13 protein-coding genes are annotated in these 24,667 nt (G+C 38.0%); 4 read left to right on the forward strand and 9 right to left on the reverse strand.

Translation table 11 applies throughout. From position 1 onward, the window contains the following. Positions 1-445: 445 nt before the first annotated feature. The 9 genes from DD657_RS07665 to DD657_RS07705 all read right to left on the reverse strand — a co-directional run bounded on the left by DD657_RS07665 (position 446) and on the right by DD657_RS07705 (position 17,696). Complete coding sequence (locus DD657_RS07665; protein ID WP_118774759.1) at positions 446-1,273, reverse strand: DUF4843 domain-containing protein; 828 nt, start codon at positions 1,271-1,273, stop codon at positions 446-448. Between the two features lie 24 nt (positions 1,274-1,297). Next, a complete protein-coding gene (locus DD657_RS07670) occupies positions 1,298-2,755 on the reverse strand; it encodes a RagB/SusD family nutrient uptake outer membrane protein (protein WP_287049438.1) in 1,458 nt (485 codons plus the stop codon). A gap of 27 nt (positions 2,756-2,782) precedes the next feature. After that, the gene (locus DD657_RS07675) at positions 2,783-5,758 is read right to left on the reverse strand and encodes a SusC/RagA family TonB-linked outer membrane protein (RefSeq protein WP_287049439.1); all 2,976 of its coding nucleotides are present in this window, start codon (positions 5,756-5,758) and stop codon (positions 2,783-2,785) included. 614 nt (positions 5,759-6,372) lie between these two features. Continuing rightward, positions 6,373-7,119 carry a hypothetical protein gene (locus DD657_RS07680; RefSeq protein ID WP_068691621.1) on the reverse strand — a complete coding sequence of 249 codons (747 nt, stop codon included), beginning with the start codon at positions 7,117-7,119 and terminating at the stop codon, positions 6,373-6,375. 23 nt (positions 7,120-7,142) lie between these two features. Next, on the reverse strand, positions 7,143-8,720 hold the full coding sequence (locus tag DD657_RS07685) for a RagB/SusD family nutrient uptake outer membrane protein (RefSeq protein WP_068691619.1): 1,578 nt from the start codon (positions 8,718-8,720) through the stop codon (positions 7,143-7,145). A 12-nt stretch (positions 8,721-8,732) separates the two neighbouring features. After that, a complete protein-coding gene (locus DD657_RS07690; protein ID WP_021987211.1) occupies positions 8,733-11,891 on the reverse strand; it encodes a SusC/RagA family TonB-linked outer membrane protein in 3,159 nt (1,052 codons plus the stop codon). Between the two features lie 305 nt (positions 11,892-12,196). After that, positions 12,197-12,949, reverse strand: a complete 753-nt coding sequence (locus tag DD657_RS07695; protein ID WP_021987216.1) for a hypothetical protein — start codon at positions 12,947-12,949, stop codon at positions 12,197-12,199. Positions 12,950-13,065: 116 nt separating this feature from the next. Continuing rightward, entirely contained in the window at positions 13,066-14,535 is a 1,470-nt protein-coding gene (locus DD657_RS07700) for a RagB/SusD family nutrient uptake outer membrane protein (RefSeq protein ID WP_021987215.1), read from the reverse strand. Positions 14,536-14,546: 11 nt separating this feature from the next. Beyond that, complete coding sequence (locus DD657_RS07705) at positions 14,547-17,696, reverse strand: SusC/RagA family TonB-linked outer membrane protein (protein ID WP_287049443.1); 3,150 nt, start codon at positions 17,694-17,696, stop codon at positions 14,547-14,549. A 683-nt stretch (positions 17,697-18,379) separates the two neighbouring features. On the opposite strand from DD657_RS07705, the gene DD657_RS07710 reads away from it, so the two are divergent. The 4 genes from DD657_RS07710 to DD657_RS07725 all read left to right on the forward strand — a co-directional run bounded on the left by DD657_RS07710 (position 18,380) and on the right by DD657_RS07725 (position 24,471). Then, positions 18,380-21,361, forward strand: a complete 2,982-nt coding sequence (locus tag DD657_RS07710) for a SusC/RagA family TonB-linked outer membrane protein (protein WP_118774733.1) — start codon at positions 18,380-18,382, stop codon at positions 21,359-21,361. Between the two features lie 16 nt (positions 21,362-21,377). Beyond that, entirely contained in the window at positions 21,378-22,871 is a 1,494-nt protein-coding gene (locus DD657_RS07715) for a RagB/SusD family nutrient uptake outer membrane protein (protein ID WP_021987209.1), read from the forward strand. 12 nt (positions 22,872-22,883) lie between these two features. After that, positions 22,884-23,702: a DUF4843 domain-containing protein gene (locus DD657_RS07720; protein ID WP_021987208.1), complete on the forward strand. Its 819-nt coding sequence runs from the start codon at positions 22,884-22,886 to the stop codon at positions 23,700-23,702. Positions 23,703-23,775: 73 nt separating this feature from the next. Then, complete coding sequence (locus tag DD657_RS07725) at positions 23,776-24,471, forward strand: hypothetical protein (protein ID WP_068691627.1); 696 nt, start codon at positions 23,776-23,778, stop codon at positions 24,469-24,471. Positions 24,472-24,667 lie beyond the last annotated feature (196 nt).

The following is a 24,667-nucleotide window of genomic DNA, read 5'->3' on the forward strand; positions in this document are numbered from 1 at the left end:
GATTGCAGTTTTATCCGGATGACACCGGGAAGGAAGTTTGTCCGGCTTTCCCGGGTCCACCCGGGTTGTTCCTTGCTTTTATCCTCGTTTCCGAGTTTATCATCCTGACAGCCCAGAAAAAGAAGGCCGAGCAGGAGAAAGAATAGTTTATGGTTCATTAAATGGGGTATGTTTAAAGTGAAATATAAATATCTACGTTTTTTTGTCGCGAGACGGTTAAAAGAGTCAATAGATTGATTTTTGGTAATTGGAGGCGTATGTACTGACCTGTAATTTTGATGATCTGCTTATACAACTGAAAGTGATTTTAGAAAAGGAGAGGGGCCAAATACTTTTGGGCCCCTCACTCTAATTTGTATTCGTTCAAGGACTAAAACCAAATATTCGATTTTATAAAGGAATATTTTTGAACTTTTAGTTTTTCCTGAATTTATTACCGAAAAACTTATTCTTCTTTAGTCATTATAGTTATATATGGGAACCAGCCTCTCATTTCGTCATTCAAAAGACCATATGATCCGGTAGTAATTCCTTTATAATTTATATCACAGATGATCGGTTCATTTTTCAAACTGCTTCCGACAACATTGAAGATATAAACGGGGCCTAAAGTATTATGAGTAAACACATATTGCTCTACAGGAATTTCAATTTGTGAATCGTCGAAACTAACAATACCTTTAATTACGGAAGGTGTTCCGAATAATCCGCCTATAGCAATCGTATCTCCATTAATTTGTTCTATGGTCATGTCGTAAGGATCTCCGTCATTGGCCCCGTTTTTGGTATCTTGTGCCATCCAATTTCCTTGCAACCACTCCATGGTAATTTCAAAGAATCTGCTTAAATTTACAGTGGTTGTGGTAATTGTCGTGCCGGCTTGAATCAGTGCTTCATCAGCATTCAACTTGAGGGTTAATTTTACACCTTCGGGAGTCAGGTTATCATAATACCCTTTTACCTTTATGGCTCCTACAAATTCTCCGGCAGGAATGGTAACATTTTTGTTGACAAAATCATAATCCTGGCCTTCTACTGCTGTCGTATTGGCAGCATCGACAGTTACACTGAAAGTGCGATCTGTATTACTTTTTTTGGCGACTCCTATTTTTATTTCAGTAATTCCGTCTTCATTTTCCCGGATTACTTTGTTCTCCGTTTTATTCAAGAATGTAACGAAATCACCTCCTTTATATACGCCTGCTTCATGATCGTCACACCCCCATAAGCCAATACTTAAAAGAAAAATTAATAATATATATAACTTTTTCATAATGTGATTATTTTAAAGAAAATATTAATATTTATTCTGCTCCATATTCTTATTGGCATCCATTTCACTTTGTGGAATAGGCAATAAGAAATAAGGACTGTTAGCAGGTAGATGCAGAAGAGAAGGTGCGACTCCACCACCGTCTGCCTCATCGCCTCTTTCATCCCGTACAATGTCCAGGCCCTTTCTTTTCAGTTCAAAGAAGCGGTCTCCTTCAAATGACAATTCCAGTCGTCTTTCTAAAGCTATTGCATTTTTCAGAGCTGTTCCCGTCTCGTTCGGGCTGGTGAAATTTACATAACGGTTACTTCTCAGATAGTTTAAGGTTTTTAATGCATTGGGATCGTCATTCAATTCTGTCAGGGCTTCTGCCAGAGTAAGATACATTTCTGAAGTGCGAATGGCTGTAATATCGACATTTCCGGCAGCTTCTCCGGGACGGCCGTTCCATTTCCAGACAGCAACGTAATTTTTACCCCCTGACGATACTCCGGTTAATGTCGTGATACGTATATCCGTGTTTTTTACCAGATCGACAAATGCTGCCGATGCGACATACTCTGCTTTATACGAAGTTTTGCTCTCGCCCTGTCCCCAGTTATTTCCCGGTATGACATCATCCGTGCTCAATACCGGATATCTCAAAAGTATTTCTGAAACATTGGTCATGGGAGAAGTCCATAATTTCTGGAACTGTTCGATGGTTGCAATATCCGATCCGTCTCCGGCAATAGCGGCTGCAGCATTATTGGCGGCCTCCTGATATTTTCCCATTGTTAAATATACTTTTGCCATAATCGCACAAAGTGATTTACGGTTAAGCCGGGTATTGTCTTTTTGATTGTACTCAGCCGTCATTAAAGTTTTGGCTTTTTCCAGATCTTTAACAATGTGATTGTCATACACATCCTTTACCGTATTACGGGAAGGTAAGGTCACATCAGCCAGGGTCTTGTAAGGAACTCCCAGGTCTGTTTCGGAAGCTACCTTGTAGTCTTTTCCATACAGACGTACCAGTTGAAAGTGTAAAAAGGCACGCATGGCCAAGGCCTCGGCCAATATATTCTTGGCTTGTGCTTCATCTGCCGTCCCGGTGAACTTATTCGTTTCTCCTTCCAGAGTGTTGATGATTTTATTGGTTGCCATGATTCCATTATAGGCACCGCTCCACATGGCAGAGACACCGAAGGTGGTGGAATTGAAATTGAAGTTGAAAAACTCGTTGAACGATAAACGTCCAGCATAACAAAGCGTGAGATTGTCAGACATAATATCCGGCAGCAGAATATAATAGCTTCCCATTACATCCCGCATGCTTGCATACGGGTCTTTCATAAGCATATCATAGTCACTGATTGTTTCCAGTGAGTTTTTATCATCTGTAGCATCATGCGGGGTTACATCCAGAAAACCACTGCAGGAAGTAAATGTAAGCAATACACTTAATCCTACTGATTTTAGAATTGTATTTATTGTTTTCATATTTCTTGTCATTTCAAATTTAACATATTAGAAGCCTATTTCCAGTCCGAACATAATTGTACGAGATGCCGGGAATTGGAAGTCCGCATTACTGCTTGCAGGGCCAGTACCGCTGGTAACATTTCCGACTTCCGGATCGATTCCTGTAAAACCGGTCCAGGTCACTAAATTCAAGCCTTGTGCATACACTCTTAACTTAGACAGTTTAACTTTGTCGAGTAAATGTTTCGGGAAACTGTAACCTAGGCTTACGTTACGCAAACGGAGATAAGAAGCATCTTCCAAATAGCGTGTACTCATAACCTGGGAATTTCCTTTGTCCTGTCTCGGAATATTTGTTATATCGCCCGGCTTCATCCATTGATCATACAATAACCGTTTATCCTGATTGGAGTTTGCATTGGCTCCGTCACTCAAATTGAAGAAAGCAACATGGTTGTAGATGTAATTACCGTGTGAAAAATAAAAATCTGCCGAGAAGTCTAAACCTTTATAGCTGATATTTGTTCCGAAAGAACCGTAGAAATCCGGATACGGAGATTTTCCATCCAGTATAACAGCATCATCTTCCGAATATTTATTGGTTAATTGACCGTCTTTGGTATAATACAAGGCATCTCCGTTAACAGGGTTAACACCGGCCCAGCGTACCATTTTATAGACATTCAATTCTTTTCCTTCACTGATAACATTGTTCCAGCCGTTTTTGATGTCATTTCCTTTGTACAGTTTCAACACTTCATTTTTGTTGTGAGAAACCATTGCATAAAGATTGACAAAAAAGTCGGAAGATCTGTATACATCCCCACTTACAGAGACCTCTATACCCCGGTTTCTCATTTCTCCGATATTTTCTTTCCGGCTGGCAAATCCTGAGGTCAGTGAAAGATTGGCTGCCAATAACATATCTATTGTTTTTCTGTTATACCAGTCGAAAACAACCGTCAGTCTTTCATTGAAAAATTTACTATCAAATCCGACTGATGCCTGGAAATTCTTTTCCCATGTCAGTTGGTTATTGGGCAAACGTGACGGGTAAATTGTAGATGTTCCGTTATAAGAGCCCGTACTGAATAGTCCGAGTGCATCGTAATCCCCGATATTGTTGTTTCCGGAGGTTCCGACACTTCCGCGTAATTTGAACTGGTTCAGCCAGCCGGAATTTTCTGCAAAACTTTCATTGTGAATATTCCAGCCTGCACCGGCAGACCAGAAAGTACCGTACTGATTGTCTTTACCGAAACGTGAAGAACCGTCGCTTCGAACAGAAGCATCTACGAAATAGCGGGAATCAAAGTCATAAGCTGCCAGGGCAAAGAATGATAAAAGTCTCCAGTCCGATACATTGCCGGTGACTTTCAAAGGTTTTGCTGCTTTGTCCAAAGCATCTATTCTGCCGGAAGAGAATCCCTCTCCTTGAGCACCAAAGCCTTTCCATTGACTCTTTTGTGCTTCCGTACCGACAGTTGCGCTCAGATTGTGGACATCATTAAATGTTTTGGCATATTTTAACATATTAGTCCAAATGAAAGTAGCCCGATGTGCATAACTATCGGCTCTGAATCCCGGACTTTGAAGAACCTGCGATAATTTTGATTCCGGTTTGTTATATTGGTAGTCCAATACTTGTGAATAATCTACACCGGCTGTCGATACGAACCGCAAATCATCTATAATGTTGTATTCCAGTGTAAAAGATCCGATCCCTTTTATCAGATTCGAATAACTCGGGTTCATCGCGATGTTTTCGAAAATATTCAGGCCGTAATCCCATGTCGGGTCAGATGCCCAGCTACCGTCTTCATTGAATGGTTTTGTATACGGGTTGACACTGTATACATAGTTGAACGGATTCAATACATTCCGGTCGTTACGTAAATTACCCTCTTTGGAAGTACCTACAGAAGCTGTCATTCCGAATTTTAATTTTCTGCTGATTTTATGATCCAGATTTACCCGGAATGTATATCTCTTCAGGTAAGAGCCCGGAGCAATAGCTTCCTGGTCAAAATATTGTCCCGACAGATAAAATTTAGTGGATTCCGAACCGCCTGAAGCACTCAATTCATACAATTGGGTTTTACCTGTTCTGAAAACTTCCTTCATCCAGTCCGTATTGATTGGATAGTTATTGATCTCTTCATCCGTCATGGGTTTGCCTGTCGTGGGGCTGCTTGCTCCATAGCCTACACCTAATTGACGCTCGTAAGTCAATTTTTCTTTGGTGTTCATCATTTGATTTTTATCCCGGGTACGGGTAGAGAATCCCCATTGGCCTTTTACATTGAATATCGTTTTTCCCATCCGTCCTCTTTTAGTCGTAATCATGATAACACCGTTTGCTCCGCGTGATCCGTAAATAGAAGTTGCCGATGCGTCCTTTAATACAGATACACTTTCAATGTCACCGGGATTCAATGCATTGAAATCTGCCGAAGCAACGGGCACATTATCGATTACATATAAAGGAGAGGAACTGGCATTAATAGAGGAGATACCCCTCATTTTCACAATAGCACCTGCCCCGGGACGACCGCTGGAAGCAACAACCTGCATACCTGTTGCCTTACCCTGAAGAATCTGGTCGAAACTGGCAGTTGGTACTTCTTTGATTTTATTACCGTCTACGACCCCGACTGCACCGGTAACTGTACCTTTTTTTTGTGCTCCATACCCCATCACAACAACTTCATCCAAAGCTTCGGTTGCCGGAACCATTTCTACATTGATTACATTTTTACCTGCAACCGCAATTTCCTGATCCTTCATACCCACGAAAGTGAAAATCAAAATATCATTCTCATTCACTTTAATTGAGTATTTACCGTCAACGTTAGTTGCAGTTCCAACGGCCCGATTGTTTTTAATAATTACAGATACACCGGGTAGCGGTGACTTGTCGCTTTTGTCAATAACCGTACCGGTTATCTCCCGCGTCTGTGCAAAACATATCTGCATTCCGACGAAAGTCAGGAAAACAAATAGTCCGATTAATTTTCTCATACATTTTAATTTTAAGTTAGACATATTTAGGCTGTTTTTGATTTTATCGTTAATTTTTGTTTTCACCTTCTTAAATTCAGGTTAAAATCATTCCCTGTTTGTCCTTTCCAAGGAAAATGCACATGCTTAGTAAGCGTGGTATGTCAAGGGAAGCGAAAGAATGGGGTAGATATGAGAAGGAGAGAAAAAGGTACTATCGGATGCGACGAAGATGGTTACATAATATTAAAAAACATCTCATCTGTTTTGCAGCGAAAAAATAGGGTAAAAAGAATTCGTTTTGAAAGGAAGTATAAAGAAATAAAAAAGCCGGTCCATTTCTGAACCGACTTCCAGTCACATTATGATTGTTTGTTTAAAAGCTCCATCCGGCAGAGAGACAGAACGTTCCCTTCACCGGCGAATCACTGCCTGCCAGTAGGTGAAATTTAATTCTGCATAATAGAAAATTGAGGGTATCCAAAAAATATTTGGTACCCTCAATTTATTTGTATCTCTTATCGGAGACCGAAGTCAAATATCCGATTCTACATGGGGAGGATTTTTACTTTTTGAGCTCCCTCTGGTTGTAAAAACGATCGGAATAGACTATCTTTTAAGTGTTAATCTAAGTCTTAATTTGGCATCTCCAAAATCTCATTCATAACTCCAAAAGTACCAATGCTTACTGTAAATTCCAAGCCGAAAGTAATCATTTTACCTTCACGTTTCCAAGAGGCTAATGTAGCAGAAACCATACCATAATCCGCATGTTCGTAACCGGTCTGTTGGGTTTTGAATTCAACTACATTACCGGCATCATCTAAATTGAATATAATACTATAACCTTCAACATAACAGTCAGGTAATTTGTACACATTTGCTTCTTTAGCTTTTTGTACTTCCTGATTCCAGCTTTCTCCGAAGAATTCACTCGTAAATTTCCCAATACCGATTGACTCGAAAGTATAGGTCCGATTCAATACAATATTGGTTTCTTTAAACCCTCCTACAGTAATATTTTCTGCCTCTAAAGCTAAAGTCACAGTATATTCCGGCCCGATCTGTAATTTCTGTATATTTGAAATTTGAATTTTAGCAGAAGCTTCTCCGTCCTTGAATGTCACTGTTTCTGAAATAACCAGTAAACCACTAGGATCTGTCACTGTAAAAGGCATTGTTAATTCTCCTTTCTTACCCGAACGGGTTACAAGTATTTCGAAACTGTTCTGATCAGCAGTCAGTTCCCGTTTCACGTTTTTGGTTAAAAAACCGACCTCTTCGGTTACAGGACTATAAACAGTCCCTTTATTATCGGTATCACAGGCCGTAAGCAGGCAAATAAATATACCGATAAAACTACCATATATTATTTTTTTCATTATTCTCATGAATTATGTAGTTATTAAATACCATCTCCTACTGGATTTTGATCTTTTGATGCATCCATATTTACATTTCCGTCAAATTCAGCCTGTGGGATAGTTAACACCCAAGCATATGTTTCGGGATTTTGAGTATTTGTACCATTCAACAAGGCTGGGATAGGCCATCCCATGTCTTGTGTCCGAGTAAATCCTTGTTTCAAACGCTTAATATCATAAATACGTCCATATTCACCCCACAATTCGATACGGCGTTGTATCAAAATTTCTTCAAGTAAAGAGCCGGTTTCGTCAGAAGTTAGTGCCCCTAAAGTTTTACCAGTCTTGGATGTCTGATAATTAGGATCTCGATACGACATAAATTCCCGAAGTATTGATTGAGCTTTAGCGTCATTATTCATCCTGCATTCAGCTTCCGCTTCTGTCAAATACATTTCTTCCATACGCATCCATATTTTGTCACCCAAATCTGTAATAGGATCTGAAAATCTAAATTTTACTTGAATGTAATTTGAAAGAACATTGCCAGCGTCGTCTTTTATAGTATTATTATTAGGCTCCCACCAGGCTCTACGTACATCATTTTCTCCCATTTTTTTGTATAAGTTTACATTTATGCATTTAGGGGCCTTAAAAGCATAAACCTGAGTACCGTCTATATTGTATTTAGAAAAAGCATCCATGTGAAATAAAAACGGTCCCCAACCTGGCGTCTGATCAGTAATGATTGTGGCTCCCCACATAACATTTCCCAAGTTGACACTATTAAGGCCTCCGGTAAGTTCTTTCCCTGTCCCCGGAGTATAATTGGAACGAGCAATGCGAGCAGCTTTTGCCGCTTCAGACCATTCATTGGTTGTCAGGCAAATCCGGGCTTTAATACCGTTGGCAACATAGTAATCGATATGAGTTTTATCTTTCTGTGTAGGTGCATTTTCCAGTAAATTAACAGCAGTATCTATATCCGCACGAACTTGTTTATAAACTTCACTTAAGCTCGCCCTCGCTTTTCCTGGAGTTCCTGCAGAGGTAGGTTCTGTATACAAGGGTACGCCTGGTTCATTCTCATGTCCTATATACGTACGAGCAAATGTCATAGCTAGATAGTGGTAGGCATATGCTCTGATCGCATACGCCTGTCCTACGACATAATTAACATCTGAAGTGTTGCCCGCCATCGTATTTTGAGCAGCAATGATGTAATTAGCGTTTGCTATTAATTTATAATAGCCGTTCCATGTGTCATAAGAACGCCATCTGCTGGATGTATAATTAGATTTCACATTGTAAATACAATCATACCAATACCATCCACTTCCAGCAGCTTTCATTACCATGTCTTCCCCCATTACATCCCCCATTAGGTTCCAGGCTGTTAAACCGTCGCATTGTTGTGTATTACCTGTTGTTGACCATCCCTGAGTATACATCATACGATAAATTCCATTGAGCGGAACTAAAGCAGCAGTTGCATTACTGAACATCCCTTCGCCGGAGACAGAATCGGTTGGAAGTGTGTTCAAACTTTCATCACTACAAGCTAGCATAAAATTAGATAAGATTATAGCAGCAAGTATATATATAAAATATTTTTTCATATAATTCTTTATTTAAAAATTTATATCTACACCAACAGAAATTGTTTTATTCGGAGCATATTTGTAATCTGTTCCTCCTGAAAAATTGTATTGTGGGTCCATACCATCTAAATGAGTAAATAAAGCAAGGTTATCCAAAGTACAAAAAACTCTTAAGGATTCAATACCAGCTCTATTGAGAATCCGGTTTGGTAATGTATAACCGACAGTGATATTTTTTATGGCAAAATAAGATGCATCCACCAAAAATCGGTCAGTTGGTGTGTTTTTCGGGTTAAGACCAACACGTGGGACATCTGTTATGTCTCCTGGTTTGCTCCAGCGTCTCATAGAATGCTTGTTCCACGTATCACCGGCATACTGAATATTCATACTTCCCTGATACAAGCCATCATACACTTTTCCTCCCACAGAATAGGTTGACAATACAGATACATCAAAATTTTTCAAAAAATTGAATTCCATATTAATACTACCGAAAAGATCAGGAATGCGATTTCCTAAATAATATTTACAATTGGCCGCTACAGAATAATCACTAGTAATGTATTCACCGCTGGCATGACCATTCGCATCCATAGCTTCATAAGCCCAGTAAAGTTGTGCTCCTGTAGCAGGGTCTACTCCTGCCGATTTAGCTATATAGAATGTGTTTATTGCTTTACCCACTTTAATGCTGTATATTCCATTAATCATTTCGTCCGAACTATCCGTTAATTTTTTTACTTCATTTTTTACAGTAGATACCATTAAAGTAGTCTTCCATCTGAAATCAGTCTTGTCAATAATTGTTCCCCCTACTGTAAATTCGAATCCCTGGTTTACCATTTCTCCTACATTGGCAGAATATCCACCAAATCCTGTAGAAAGAGCCATCGGAAATGATAATAACATATCAGTAGTTTTTTTGTTATAATATTCCATCGCAAATTCAAGACGTCCATTAAAAAAGCGGGAATCTAAACCAATATTTAGGTTTTTATTTTTTTCCCAGGTAATATCCTTGTTTTCCAATGAAGAAATAGCTCCTCCTGCATTATTTGCATTTGGCCACGTTAAATCATAAAAACTTTGCCAAGCATAATAGATGGAATATCCCTGAGAATCAAGTAAGTCATCATTCCCTTGTACGCCATAACTTACTTTTAAGGCTAAATTATCTAACCAATCTGTGTTGTGTAAAAAGTCTTCTTGAGAAACTCTCCAATTAGCTCCAACTGACCAAAAATTACCCCAACGATTATCCTGATGGAATCTAGAAGAACCATCTGTACGGAAACTTCCTGATAAATAATATTTTTCTTTATAATTGTAATTCAAACGAGCTAACCATGATTCAATCCTGTAGTCTTGCTGATAAGAACTAGTTCCATTAACTGTAGTTGCGGGAGCCAATTCAAAAATTCCATCAACTAATCCGGTTTTACTCCCATACAAATAATTGTATCTATAATCATAATATTCATGTCCGAGCATCACGTCAAAACTATGATCAGCAAAAGAACGATTATAAGTAAGTAATTGATTAAATGTATAACTTTGGGTACGGGTATTATATTTAGATAACAAGCCTTTACTGGAAGAAAAATTTCCATGATACATATTGTAATAATTCATTTGATTTTGGTTTAAATAATCTACTCCGAAATTCATTGTAAATTTTAATCCTTTTAGTATTCCAGCTTTCTCGTCATCTGATCCCAAAGTAAGATATGTTCTTGCACTTAAGTTATCGTTTTTTAAATCCGATTTATCATCCTCCAATGTAGCGATCGAATTAAAATTACTTAGTTTTGGACGGTTTTTTCCGTAGTCCAATTGTTTTTTACCATTTTCATCTAAAAGATCATTTCCTTTACTGTCTTTCATATATACAGGATAGATTGGAGCCATAAATTGGGCTGTATACCAAACATTGGAATTTGAACTTCCGGTATACATAGAATAATTTTGCTTAGAATGTGAAAATGCTATATTTAAACCGGCTTTTAGCCAAAACTTGGGTTGATTATCCAAATTTAAACGTGCATTGTAACGTTCAAACTTTGTCGTTTCCAAAACACCATCTTCATTTAAATAACCCAATGAAAACAATGTCTGTGTTTTTTCTGTACCTCCGGAAATAGAAAACTGGTATTCCTGTCGTAAAGCATTTTTCCGGTTAATCCGATCCATCCAACTTTCATCCCAAGCTGCTTTGGCATCATCCTGAATTTGCTCTGTACTGGGATCAATAATTGTTTCCCAAGTATAATTTTTAAAAGGGTTATAACTCTCTCCTCCTAATGTGGATGACAAACTATTCATTGCCAATACCTTGGCCGTTTCCCAGTCATAATTACTGTTAAAAATATAATCATTTCGAAGAGCTTCATAGGTTAACTGTACAAATTCTTTTTGGTTTACAAGATTGTAGTTTTTAATTCCTCTGGATGACCATCCCCAGGAGGCTTTCAGATTGACATTCGTCTTTTCAGCTTTTCCTTTTTTGGTATTAATGATTACGACACCATTAGCTCCACGAGCTCCATACAACGCTCCAGCGGAAGCATCTTTTAAAATCGTCATAGATTCAATATCATTCGGGTTGATAGCACTAAGTGTTCCGTCATAAGGAATTCCATCAACTACATACAAAGGATTACTGGATGCATTGATGGAACCATATCCACGTATACGGATTGAAGCGCCGTCTCCCGGTTGTCCTCCTCCAGAAGTAGCTACGACACCTGTTGTCTGACCATCAATAGCTTTAGAAATATTGGCTACCGTTCGCTTTGATAATTTTTTATTATCCACAACTGCGGCGGAACCTGTAAATGATTCTTTTTTTGCTGTTCCATAAGCAACCACCATAACTTCATCCAAAGCTTCTGTTTTCGAAACCATTTTAACATTAATAACATTCTTGCCTGTAACTGCAATCTCCTGATCCTTCATTCCTACAAATGAAAATACCAATACTGCATTCTGAGGAACTTTTAATGAATAATTTCCTTCTATATCGGTAGCTGTCCCGATAGAAGAACCTTTTACCATAATTGTAACTCCAGGAAGCGGCAGACCATCTGTGGCATCCGTAACCTTACCGGTCACTTGCTTTTCCTGAGCCATACTAAATTGTATTCCCAAAAACATTAGGAAAACAAATAGTCCGATTAATTTTCTCATACATTTTAATTTTAAGTTAGACATATTTAGGCTGTTTGTATTATTGTTAAATCTTGTCTCATTCTATTAAATTACACTTAAAATAATGTTTTATAAGTCTTTATTCTAAGTGTAAACCTGCTTAGTAAGCGTGGTATGTCAAGGGAAGCGAAAGGAAGAGGGATGTATGAGAAGGAGAGAAAAAGGTACTATCGGATACGACGAAAATGATTACATAATTTTATATATTATACAGTACAGTATGATAATCATAGGTATAAAAAAAGGAACGATTTCAAACCGTTCCTTTTTAATGACGAAATATATTATAGTGTTGAATAATAGTGAAACAGTTTAATTATGTCCTCCTCCTTTCTGTATTTTAATTTATTGATCTTACAGTACGCTCCTACAATAGAGGATTTATCTCCGAATATTTTAAAGAAATCATCTTTTTTTGTAGAAATCGAATATAAGTGTCCTTTTTTATCTTGATAATAAAGTTGCTCTCGAATTTGAAATTTATCTCTTTTTTTTGACTCATAGCCGGTAGATTCAGCTTCTTCTCGTAAAAAAATACACGTATATAATTTGAATAATGGATATTTATCGTTCGTTATTATCTGTAACAATCCCTCTTTTATGTCTTTTCCCAAAGGATATGTTTTTCTGACAAATTTTTTATTATCAAATTCAACATGATCAACATCTTCTGTAAATAATAATAATTTTATTCCTTCTTCCTTTTTTATCCAAAACTCATTTTTAAACACATTGTATAATAGATCATAATTTATTTTTTCTCCGCTTTTTAAGATTACAGAAGAATTTTTCCATTCTTGTAATAAGAAAGGGCTACCTTCAAATCTATTTTGAAAAAGGGAAAAAATTTGGTTGGCTTCAATATTCTGATTATTTCTGAAAGCATCGAACAAATTATTAAGGGAAGAATAATCAACACTGATTTCTCGGTCTATTATATTAAATGGATTGCTGTCTATAAATTCAGCACCAACCGGAGGTTGCGTATATCCGATACAAGGACATAAAGTCAGGAAAAATATGAATATTTTTTTCATGGATTGAAATTTTAGCATTGTATGAAATAACAAAATCGTGCAAATGAAAGCAGAACTCCATTTGCACGATAATGGCAATTAAACTGATCTAGAAAAATATTAAAATCTAGATTTTATTATGCCGGATTCTGATCCTCTTCATTAATATTTTGATTGGCTTCAATTTCTTTTTTAGGAATCTGGAATACCCAGCGATTGTCATTTGGTCCAAATTGCAACTGCGCATCTACACGATGGTTGGTCGCAACACCATTAATTGTATTTTTTCTCTCAATGCTTCCTCCGATACGTTTCAAATCAAACCAAGAACGACCTTCTCCCCACATTTCAATACGTTTTTGAAATAAAATCTCTTCAATTAAATCATTACCTGTTTTTGTTGATTTTGTTGCTTGCGGATCACGATTTTTCACTAATTCGTATAAAACATTTTGAGCAAGACCGTCATTGCCAGCACGCGCCTGGGCTTCGGCTTCAATCAGATACATCTCAGCAATTCTAATGTAGCAAATATCGCCTGTAAAATCTCCGGGAGTCTGATATTTCATACTAATGTATTGATTGTTTGGCAGCGCACATTGGCGTCTTACATCGGTTTGAGGGATTTGTTCATAAAGACGTGCATCCCAGGCTTTGTATACTCCAATACCACAATATCCGTCAATTGTATTATCAAGGTGAGAGTATAAAGAAGCATATAAATTGGTATTTTCACCATTTATATCCATACCCCATATCCATTCACTGGCATTGAGATTACCTTTAAATTGACTCATATAAGTATCTATTGTAGATAAAGTCGCAGATCCTTTACGAGCTTCCTGTGCATATTTTACAGCATCTCCCCAATTATTTATTGTCAATGATACATCCGCTAAAATTGCACATGCAGTGTAATAATCCACATTATTGATGCTTTCGCGAGGTTGGCCTTCCAGCAATTTAATCGCGTCTTCCAGATCTTGGACAATTCGTGTATATACAGCACTGATTTTAGCTCTTGGTTGATGATCTGCCGCATCTGTCTCTGCTAACCAAATCGGGACACCCGGCCCATCTTCATTTCCTTTATAGTTTTTAGCAAATAGACGTACCAAATAATAGTAACTATTAGCACGAATTGCTAGTGCCTGACCCGCTAAAATTTTTGCATCATTTGACAAATTATCATATCCTTCACGTGGATAAGATTTCAATACAAGGTTACAATTATAAATCAATGGATAATACAGTTTCGTCCAATAATGACTTGAAGAACGGTAATTGGCCATCCGATTATCATTTTGATAATAACTGTAGAACCAATGATTTGCAAGTTGAACCATGTCATTGGCCATTAAATCTGTAGCTAAAAATACAGTGGGATGTCCGAATTCATCATGCTGACTATAATAACCTACCATTGAATTATACAATCCGGATATGATGGGAGAAAACGCTTTGATAGGGTCTTCTATGGCAACCTCATCCTGCTGATCCTGGGATAAGGATCCTGTAGGTTTTGTATCCAAAAAATCAGAACTACAAGCTCCCGACATGACTAAGATCACAGGAACAATTAAATAGTTTATAAATGTCTTCTTCATAATGTTTACTTTTAGAATTTCATATTAATACCAAACGATACTGTTCTGATTGGGGCAAAATTATAACCTGTCGCACCGGAGATATACTGTCTGGGATCCATCCCCTGACGTTTTGAGAATAATGCCACATTATCTGCCACAGCATAAATTCTAAGGTTTTCAATATGTAATTTGTTGCATATATGTTTCGGGAATGTATATCCCAGCATAATATTCTTTATGGCCAGGAAAGAGGCATCTGTCAAAAACCTATCCGACCGTCCTGTAGCATTCTGGTAATTTTGTTGATGAATTGGAACATTGGTATTAACATTGGTTGGAGTCCATGCTTTTAAAACATCCTTATGGAATCCGCTACCTAAATCATTCCCCATATAAGCAGCATAATTACTATCGTACAGTTTACCTCCAATCTGATAATTCATCATAAAGGAAAGATCGAATCCTTTATATGCCCAATTACTGGTGAAAGCACCGTATACATCCGGAATTGCAGAATCTCCGGTGTATTCTTGTGTCGCATTGGAATTGATATAAGTGAACATCTTACCATTTGCCAAAGTTCCGTTTGCAACTTCTGCATTATTGGTATAATACATCGCTTTACCGTTTGCCGGATCAACGCCTAAATATCTTTCTAAATAGAAATCATAAATGGAATGTCCTTCCATATATTTCTTGTTACCGGATATAATACCCGATTCTTTAAATTCAGGCGGTAATTTGGTAATCTCATTCGTATAGTGTGTTAAATTCAAATTGACAGACCATTTAAATTCGGTTTGTTTGAAAATATTAAAAGTCAAGTCAAATTCTACTCCCTGATTTTTCATAGAACCAATATTGTCTGGATAGGAAGTAAAGCCGGAAGATGGGGGAAGCGGCCGATTAAAAAGTAAATCGTCTGATTTACGGATAAAATATTCTGCATCTAATGAAAACCAGTCAAAAAGGTCTGTTTCAATACCGACATTGAAGTTTTTAGACTTTTCCCAGGTCAGACTCCGGTTGCCTTTATAATAAGAAGGATTCAGACCAAGGTTCGTTCCGTCAGAAGTGATCCCATACTGATCTTGCCAAGCATACCATTGTTCGTATCCAGCTGGATCCAATATGTTCTCAACCCCATTGGTTCCATAACTGGCTTTCAATTTCAGATTTTGTATCCAACTTACATTTTGCATGAAATTTTCCTGAGAAACTCTCCAAGAAGCGCCTATTGCCCAGAAATTACCCCATCTGTTGTCTTTATGGAAACGTGATGAAGCATCTCGCCGGAAAGACAAAGAAGCATAATAACGGTTATCAAAACTATAATCGGCCTTTGCGAAATAGGACTCGATTCTTCTTGAATTCTTGTAAGATGTTGCTCCGGTAATTTTTGCAGCATTTGCCAATTCCGGATTACCTGGATAGTAAAAATTTTCTTTCGATACTTCTAGATAATAGTAATCTTCTTTATAAGCTTCATGGCCGGCTAAAGCACTGATGTTGTGTCTTCCAAAATCCCGATTCCATGATAAAATCTGGTTAAAAGTCATAACATCTCTCTTGTACTGATAATGATATGCACGTCCTCCTACATTTTTAGCATCGCCATATAAAGCATTTTGATAATCGATGTCTTTCCGGTTTGAATTGTTGTAGGCAAAATTAGCCCGGAATTTGAAGTCTTTTAAGAAAGATACTTCCATATATGTGTTCCCGTCAAAAGCATCTGTTTTATAATCATGGATATCTAATATCTGAGTTGCTATCGGATTAGAATTGGATGCATATTTACGAGAGTAACCGAACTCTGATGCTGTTCCATAATCATATATTACATTTCCATCTTTATCGTATTGTCTATTCCCTTCACGATCATATAAATATACAGGATAAATAGGAGCAATACCTTGTGAAAACATAAATTGATTTGCATATGCACTTGTACCGGAGTTAGGAAAATTCTGCAATGTATTGGCATACGCTAAATTTGCACCAGCTTTAAACCATGACGTTAATTCCTGGTCCAGATTTACACGAGCTGTATATCTTCTGAATCCTGAATTTTCAACATAACCTTTATCATCCAGAAAGCCCAATGACATGTAATATTTTGTTTTATCACTACCTCCTTGATATGAAAATTGGTATTCCTGACGTAATTTATTTGAAAAAGCTTCATCAGCCCAATCGTCATGATATAATAATTTAGCTGCAGGATTCAATTTCCCATTTATGACCAACTGGTCGTCGGGTACATTATAATTATTATATCCTCCCAGTTCATTTACCAATGTACGGGTTGCTTCTGCATCAGCCTCTGCAGCAGGCAATTCCCCATTGTATTGTAAATTATTACGAAGAGCCGTCCATGCTGCTTCATAATATTTTCCAGGATTCTTAATCATATCGTATGATGGAATTCCCCGACTGTTAATTCCCCATTTCATATCCAAAGAGACAATAGGTTTCCCTGCTTTTCCTTTTTTAGTCGTAATTACAATTACACCATTTGCGGCACGAGAACCATAAAGAGAGTTAGCTGCAGCATCTTTTAAAATAGTCATACTTTCAATATCCGCAGGATTGATTGAGTTTAAATAACCAGAAAAAGGAACACCATCAACTACATATAGTGGCGTATTGGAAGCATTAATGGAGCCGACACCACGAATACGAATCGTTGCATTCTCACCCGGTTGTCCGGAAGCACTTACAACCTGTACTCCAGGAGATGCCCCCTCCAATGCCTTTGTAATGCTGGAGGTCTGGATTTTTGCCAGTTTTTCACTACTTACCACTTTAGCAGAACCGGTAAAACTTGAATTTTTAGCCGTACCATAAGCAACAACCATTACTTCATCCAGAGTCTCTGCAGATGGCGTTAATTCAATGGTTAGATTTGTTTTGCCGGCAACACTGACTTCTTGGGTTTGCATACCAATAAAACTTATTACCAAAATGGCATTTTCTTTTATTTTTAATGCAAATTTACCATTGATGTCCGTTGCAGTCCCATTACCCGGTTCACCTTTGACCATGACGGTAACACCCGGCAACGGCATTCGGTCACTTTTATTGATAACCGTACCGGTTATCTCACGCGTTTGAGCAAAACATATCTGCATTCCGACGAAAGTCAGGAAAACAAATAGTCCGATTAATTTTCTCATACATTTTAATTTTAAGTTAGACATATTTAGGCTGTTTGTATTATTGTTAAATCTTGTTTTATTCTATTAAATTGCTCTTAAAATAATGTTTTATAAGTCTTTATTCTAAGTATAAACCTGCTTAGTAAGCATGTGACACCATATTAAATTTTTGTTGTTCAGCACTTTAACCCTAATTGCTAAATTGTGTTTCCTATAAAAATTGAGTTTTTAAGAATACCTTAACTCAATAAAAATACAATAATGCAAATATATGTAAAATATTATAAGTTGCAACATCAAGCCCTATTATTTTTATTATGTAAGTAATTTTGTAATTGTTCTCTCAAAACCCATCTCTAAATTTTAGAAAATCTTTCATATTCTGGGATAGAATGTCCTATTGAAATCCTATTATACTTTAATCAAAATATCTATTTAATACATTATATCCGCTTTTCCAATCTAATATGAAAATCAGTGTGCACAACTATTCGTTTAATAGATAAACATCTTCTTAAAATTCAATCCCCATAATTTCCTCAACTATCTTCATTATTTCCCATCTCACGCTTACTAAGCGAGTGCGTAATTCAAAAAAGGAGAAAAATATTTCGACTTTAACTTGAATTTAATAAGGGGAAACAGAATTTAACAACTGGATCAAAAACAGCCTAGATATGTCTAACTTAAAATTAAAATGTATGAGAAAATTAATTGGACTATTTGTTTTCCTGACTTTTGTCGGAATGCAGATATGTTTTGCTCAAACGCGGGAGATAACCGGTACGGTTATTGACAAAAGTGACAAGATGCCTCTCCCGGGAGTATCCGTCACTTTAAAAAGTAATCCATCCCAGGGAACAGCAACAGATGTAAACGGGAAATTTACATTAAAAGTAAACGACGGAGACGTTTTAGTATTTTCTTTTATCGGTATGAAATCGCAGGAAATTGCGGTTGCAGGAAAAACGAACCTTACTGTGGAAATGGAACCTGATGCAGAAATGTTGGATGAGGTCGTTGTCGAAGGTATGTACGGTACTCAAAAATTGGGTTCAATTACAGGTAGTGTCGCAACGGTGAAAGAGGAAAAGTTGAGAGACCGCCCTGTTGCTAATGTCGCTGATGCTTTACAGGGACAAGTTGCCGGTTTGCAGGTATATACTGCTTCCGGAGAGCCGAGTGCCAGTTTTTCAATGCGTTTGCGTGGTGTGAACTCCATGAATGCAAGTAATACTCCGTTGTTAATTGTAGACGGAACACCGGTAACAGCTTCTGCTTTCCGGGCCATCAACAGCAACGATATTGAAAACGTAGTATTACTGAAGGATGCTTCTTCAACAGCTATCTATGGTTCCCGTGCAGCCAACGGTGTATTGGTAATTTCTACAAAACGTGGTAAAATGGGCGAGAAACCGAAGATGCAGGTTCGTGCTCAATATGGTTGGTCACAAATGGCTATGGATAATTTAGATATGATGAATGCTCAGGAATATCTGAAATTCCGTGAAATGGTAGACCCGACTTTAATTACCAATTCAACTTTTCAGGAACATAAGGCTTGGGCAACCAAATACAATGTAGATACAGACTGGAAAGATTATCTTTTTAAAAGTAGTTCTCCTACTTATCAATTGGATGGTTCTGTAACGGGAGCTTCAGAAAAAAGTAATTATTATTTCTCAGCCGGTTATTTCAGTCAGGACGGTATCGTCCATCACTCGGACTACAAACGTATGACTTTACGTTCCAATGTAGATACTAAAATAGCTGATTGGTTAAAAGTAGGCGTTAATTTAGGTTTATCTCATGAAAAATACCGGACGACTTTCTCTACGACAAATGGTTGGTACAATCCGGTTAACTTCGCAAGATGGGCCGATCCTTCTTATTCTCCTTATACCTATACTATTGATGACAATGGTAAAATTCATTGGGGAAAACCGTGGACGATAAATAATGAAATGGGAGGTTTGATAAACTGTTCCCGTGTTATGGAAATGCAACCACAAGTACAGAAAACAACCCGAATCATGGGTAATACCTTTATTCAGTTGACTCCGCTTAAAGGCTTAACTGTCCGGGCTCAACAATCGGCAGATGCTTATGACTACCGTTCAACATTGAAGGCTTATCCGGACCCTCTGAATGAAATGAATAAAAATGTCGGTAATGTAAGAGAAGCTTTCCAACGCTTTTACTCATTTACTTTTACCAATACAGCCGAATATAAATTCGATATACAGAACGATCATCACCTTAGCTTCTTAATCGGACAAGAATCTATCATTCAAAAAGATGAGGCATTTAATGCCCGTACTCAGGGACATTCCGACAGCCGCTTGATGTTGCTTTCTGCCAGCCAGACTCCATATGCAACAGATCCTTTCGGTTCTTCATTGACAGAGACCGTATTCAACTCTTACTTTGCAAGATTCAACTACGACTTCATGAACAAATACTACTTCGATGCTTCTGTCCGCCGGGACGGTTCTTCTCTTTTCCCGAAAGATGAACGTTGGGGTACATTCTATTCAGTGGGAGCCATGTGGAATATGAAGAAAGAAGCGTTCCTGGAGAATGTCGATCTGATTGATGATTTACGTTTGAAAGTAAGTTACGGTTCTACAGGTAACTCTGGAATCAGCGATTATGTATATATCGGTTCAATTGGAAACGGACAATATAACAATGAAGCGAGCTGGACAATCAGCGGAGTACAGAACGACGGTTTGACCTGGGAAACTGTGAAATCGTGGAATGTGGGTGTTTCCGGCCGTTTAATGAATGCTTTAAACCTGGATATTGAATTTTACAAAAAGACGACGACAGATATGTTGATGAGCGTACCTTTCTCTTATACGACAGGACACTCTTCTGCTAATGGTAACGTTGGTAAGATGACGAATACCGGTATTGACGTATCTGTAAATTACGATATTTTCAGTAAAGGTGATTTCTATTGGAATGTTAGTGCTAACTTCAACTACAATAAGAATGAGATTGTAAAATTGTATGAAGGTTTTGAGAATTTCGTACAAGCCGGTACCGGAATTAAATATGCAGAAGGACATGCTTTCGGTGAATTTTTCTATGCAAAATATGCCGGTGTAAATCCTGCTAACGGTAAACAGTTGTGGTATACTCCGGAAGGTGGTGTTACTGAAAACTACTCTGATGATCTGAAGCAATTTATGGGAAAAACCCGTTTTGCTCCTTGGGCCGGAGGTTTTGCAACAACAGTGGCCTGGAAAGGCATTTCTCTGAGTGCAGACTTTACATGGGTAGCTCAAAAATACATGTTGAACAACGACCGTTTCTTTGTTGAAAATTCAACGTTTGCAGCCGATCAAAATCAAGCGAAAAAGATGTTGAACATGTGGACAACTCCGGGACAGATTACAGATATTCCAAAAGCAGGAGAAGCTCCGCAATTCGATTCCCGTTTTGTGGAAAACGCCTCTTTCGTTCGTTTGAAAAACGTAACATTGTCTTATACATTCCCCAGACAATTATTGAAGAAAACCGGATTTATGGAAGGAGCCCGAATCTATGCTATCGGACGTAACTTGTTGACATTTACGGATTATTCAGGATATGACCCGGAAATTGACTCTAACTTGTCCATGGGTAAATATCCGAATACCAGACAGTATGAAATCGGTGTAGAGTTGAACTTCTAATTTTAAATTTAATCAGATGAAAAAGATATTATATACTTTGATAGGTATTACGGGTCTTTCCCTTGCTTCATGCGATATGGACAAATACCCGTATGATAAAATCCCTACCGACGAAGCTTTACAGACAGTAAGTGACTTTAAAAATTTTCGGAATGGATTTTATGAATATACACAGGTCCTGTTTACAGGTGATTATGTTATCCAACCCGAAGTTCAAGCTGACGGTTTAAATGCAGTTATTGACTTTACTAATACTTATGGCGCTTGGTACCGCTGGCAGCACACAGCAGAGAGTGGCGGACAATGGTCCGGTTTCTATGCATTGATCAGTAATTGTAATTTGGTATTGGAAAAAGGGGTATCACTGATGCATACTTTTTCTGACGCGGATCAAATCACATTAAAGCATTATTTAGGTGAAGCTTATTTTATGCGGGCATTGGCATATGAAGAATTGGCTATCCGTTTCTGTAAACCGTATAATGCATCTACGGCTGCAAATGATTTAGGTGTTGCTTTAGTAACAAAATATGCACCTTCCAGCCAGTCTTCTACTTATCCGGCACGCTCGTCATTGGCAAAGACATATGAGCTTATTACTGCAGATCTTGACTCAGCAGCCAAATATATAACGACACCCGGAACACAAAACTCCGGTTATCTGACAGAGGATGCTGTTGCTGCACTAAAAGCACGGGTTGCTTTACAGATGAAAGATTACACAGCAGCTATCAATGCTGCAAAACCATTGGTAGATGGTGACAAGTATCCATTAGTCACGACGGCTGTTGCTATGAGAGACATGTGGACAAACGATAAGTCTACGGAGGTTATTTTTCAGCCCATATTCATATCAGGCCAATTGGGTAGTGCTACCGGTACGGTCTTAATTGATAAATCAGGAAGTAATACCAAAGTTAATCCGGATTTTCTTCCGACGAAAACAGTATTGGATTTATATGATCAAACGAATGACCTTCGCTTTGCTGCTTACTTTAAAAAAGGATCGATGAATTTTTCTTCAGGTTCTCCTCAGCTTTATTATTGTTCCAAATATCCGGGTAATCCGCTTTATTGTACGGGTAATACCCAGTTTATAAATGCTCCGAAAATACTTCGTATTGCAGAAATGTATCTGATTTTAGCTGAAGCATATAAAGAATCCAATGATGAAACCAATGCGTTGAGTTATTTGAACGCTTTGCGTTCAAAACGTATCGCCGGTTATACAGACCAAACATATAGTGGAACAGCGTTGACTAATGAAATTCGTAAGGAACGTCAAAGAGAACTTTATATGGAAGGTTACCGTTTGTGGGATCTGAAGCGTTATGGAATAGGTCTTAGCGGACGTACTCCTCAGGACGGAACTTATGTATACCAGAACGGTGGTGCAAATTCAACAGAAATCAGTAAAGAAGCCAGTGATTTCCGTTTTGTATGGCCGATTCCGACACATGAGATCAATGCTAATCCACAAATGAAAGATCAACAAAACGAAGGATACTAAAAAGGATTAATTATGAAAAAGATATACATTTTATTTATTGCGTTATCCGCATTTTTCTTAATGGGATGTGAAAATGATCCCATTCACTATAGCGGTCCTGACTTCGTATCATTCAACGAAGGAGCTATAAACAAAGTTGTTAAAGAGAACGAAGACGGAATTTTAGAGATTACACTGGGAGTTTCCAAAACAAGCAATGCAGATCGTACTTTCAGTGTCGTTGTCGACGCAGCCAATACGACTGCAGTAGAAGGTCAGGATTATGAGTTTGTGAATAAAACCGTTACGATCCCTGCCGGAAAATATACCGGAGTAATTAAAGTAAAAGGCAATTATGACAATCTGACTCCTGAGGCTGTTAAGTTAACTCTTAATTTAGTAGCTGATCAGTCTATGTTACAGGAAGGAACAACCACAAGTGTTGTCGTAAATCTAAGTCGTTTCTTTGAGATTACCATGGACTGGCTGGAAGGCAACTGGTTGGCTCAGAATACAAAAAATGGAGCCAATGACGGAGATCCTTACGACATGACCATAGAACAAATTAATGGAGATACGATTGCTATAGGCGGATTATTCGGAGTACCTTCCTTAATCAAGGGTATCGTTGACTACGATAATGCTCAGATACAAATTCCTATGCAGCAATATATGTTTTCTCAGGGAGGAGCTGATTATTTTATTTTTAATGTTGTCGGAAGTAGTTTGTATAATAAGCCTATTGTTTGTGATATTAATTTCAGGGGAATAACAACCGGATCCTATGGTGTTTTGAATGCATCGTACTCAGGATGGTTTCCTTATATAACTGTAATGGTCAAAGAGGAATGATCCTCTTAGGATGAACTTATCGGGAGAGGATGCAAATCAGCATCCTCTTCTTTTTCTCACTAAACCTGCAACCATGAAAAAATTAATCTTTATTTTATGCCTATTTCTATCCGTGCCTTTGTTAAAGGCTCAGGATGTAAATAGTGTCAATTCGACGATGAACAATTTCCGGTTGAGTATGTTACCGGATATCATGGATGTCGATTCCCCTAAATTTGCAGCGACCTATGACGGCACCCCTTTCCTGGAAAAGGAATGGCAACCCGGAAGTGTGACCCTAATTTCCGGAGAAATAAAAAAATACTCTATGAGATATTTTGTATATGGAGAGCAGATTTGGCTGAAGAATGAAGCCGATTCGACCTATACTCTGAATCTTTCGGATAAAATCGCGGGGATAACGATTGGAAATAGACATTTTATCTACACTGATTATGTGACCGGGAACAGGTCCGGAACAGGTATACTGGAAGTGATGTATAACGGAGCGGGCTGCAAGCTTTTGAATCTCCATACCTGCCAGCTTGAAAAAGGGCGTCCGGCTAACGGATATCAGGAAAAAGAAAAGGATAAGTTCCAGCACAAAGAAGTTTTGTATTATCAACTGGATGAGCAGGAAGCATCGGTATTGCCCCGCTCTAAAAAAGAATTCTTATCCGTTTTCGGCGACAAAGCGAATCTTATCGGAAAGTATTTCAAAGACAATAAGCTGAAAATGAAACCGGAAGACCTGATAAAAGTCTTTACTTATTATGATGAAATAAAATAAAATCATATATTTATAGCTAATTTAATCTACCCCATACAATGAACCATAAACTATTCTTTCTCCTGCTCGGCCTTCTTTTTCTGGGCTGTCAGGATGACAAACTCGGAAACGAGGATAAAAGCAAGGAGCAACCCGGGTGGACCCGGGAAAGCCGGACAAACTTCCTTCCCGGCGTCATCCGGATAAAACTGCAATC

The sequence above is a fragment of the Culturomica sp. genome, from assembly GCF_003524185.1.
In the GTDB taxonomy this organism is placed as follows: domain Bacteria; phylum Bacteroidota; class Bacteroidia; order Bacteroidales; family Marinifilaceae; genus Culturomica; species Culturomica massiliensis.